Source organism: Arthrobacter sp. NPDC057388, from assembly GCF_042668165.1.
In the GTDB taxonomy this organism is placed as follows: domain Bacteria; phylum Actinomycetota; class Actinomycetes; order Actinomycetales; family Micrococcaceae; genus Arthrobacter.
Genome location: NZ_JBHVBL010000102.1, coordinates 1 through 1,820, shown reverse-complemented (window position 1 = coordinate 1,820; position 1,820 = coordinate 1). Strand labels below are relative to the sequence as shown.

Here is a 1,820-nt window from a genome sequence, read left to right as displayed (position 1 = left end):
GCTCAAATCCAGGATTTGAGGGCATTATCTGCTTGTTCGCGCTTAGCCGGCGCGGGCTAGTGCTCCGACGTTGTTGACGCCTGGATGGGGACTTCCTTGCCGTCGCAGTCGATCAGCTTCCCGCCTTCGAAACGGTCGCCGTCCATCAGGCACTTGATGTCCTGTTCCTGGACCACCCGTTCGGTGCCTGCGACGAAGACCGACTGGTTGTCCGAGTTACCGGCCTTGAGATGGTTGAAGAGCAGGTTCAGCAGGATGGCCATGACCGCTGCCGAGCTGATGCCGGAGTGGAAGATGGTGCTGAACCAGGACGGGAACTGGTCGTAGAAGGCCGGTGCGGCGATCGGGATCATGCCAAAGCCGATGGAGGCGGCCACGATGATCAGGTTCATGTTGTTGCGGTACTCAACTTTGGAGAGCGTGCGGATGCCGCTGGCGGCAACGGTTCCAAAGAGTACGACGCCGGCACCGCCCAGGACGGGCGTCGGCACCGCCGCCACTACCCGGCCAAGCACCGGAAGGAGGCCGAGGATGACCAGGATAAGGCCGCCGGCGCTCACGACGAACCGGCTCTTGACGCCGGTGATGGCCACGAGCCCGACGTTCTGGGCAAAGGCGCTCTGCGTGAAGGAGTTCAACAGCGGGGAGATGGCGCTGGAAAGCATGTCGGCCCGCAGGCCGTCGCCGATCCGCTTGGAATCGACCTTGGTTCCCACGATCTCGCCCACGGCGATGATGTCAGCGGACGTTTCGGTGAGCGTCACCAGGATGACGATCAGCATCGAAATGATGGCCGCGATCTCGAACGTCGGGGGACCGAACGCGAACGGGGTGGGGAAGGCGACGATTTCGCCCTGGCCGACCTTGGAAAAGTCGGCCATTCCGAAGGCGAACGCGATGCCGGTGCCCAGCACCATAGCGAGGAGGATGGACAGCCGGGAGATGGCGGCGTTGCCCACCTTGCTGAGGAGCAGGACGATGCCCATGGTGGCGGCGGCGAGGCCGATGTTGGCCATGCTGCCGTAGTTGGGCGCCGATTTGTTCCCGCCCATGGCCCAGTTGGCAGCGACCGGCATCAGCGTGAGGCCGATGGTGGTGATGACCGTGCCCGTGACCACCGGCGGGAAGAACTTGATGATCTTGGAGAACAGGGGAGTGATCAGCAGGCCGATCAGGGAGGCCGCGATCACGGAACCGAAGACCGCCTGGATGCCGCCCCCGCCGTGGACAATGGCCACCATGGTGGAAACGCCGGCAAAGGAGACGCCCTGGACGAGCGGGAGCTGGGAGCCGAAGAAGCGGATGCCGACGGTCTGGAGGATCGTGGCCAGGCCGCCCACGAAGAGGCAGGCCGCAATGAGCAGGCCGATGTCCTGTGACGACATGCCGGCAGCGGCGCCGATGATGAGGGGCGGGGCGATGATGCCGCCGTACATGGTGAGGACGTGCTGGAACCCGTAGGCGAAGGTGCTGCCGAGGGAGAGGCGCTGGTCTTCCGGGCGGGTTGCCGCTGGGCGGGATTTCTTGGTGATGTTCATGGCAGACTTTCTCGGTTCATGGCAGACGCCTTCGTCTGGCTAACAATGTCTGGCTAACAATTTGGTCTTGTCTTGGATGTTTCGCGTGGGCCCGGTCCCGTCGATGTCCCCTGGCTGTGGAGTTTTTGTCCACTTATTGGGAGTTACGGGCGCTTGAAGTCGCGATATCTGTACAAAAACTCGGGACGGGGGGCCTTGCTTAGGGGGCCTTGCTTCGGTGGGACGTTGCTGCAGTGCTGTTGCTGAGGATGCTGGGGGCCGGCCGGCCCGCGGGGCTTCGAG

Annotated in this window: 1 protein-coding gene; it reads right to left on the bottom strand. The window is 63.5% G+C overall.

What is annotated here, in order from left to right:
* Nucleotides 1-56: 56 nt before the first annotated feature.
* Nucleotides 57-1,538, bottom strand: coding sequence for a nucleobase:cation symporter-2 family protein (locus tag ACFUTU_RS21365; RefSeq protein ID WP_377967954.1), 1,482 nt, complete (start codon nt 1,536-1,538; stop codon nt 57-59).
* Between the last annotated feature and the right edge of the window lie 282 nt (nt 1,539-1,820).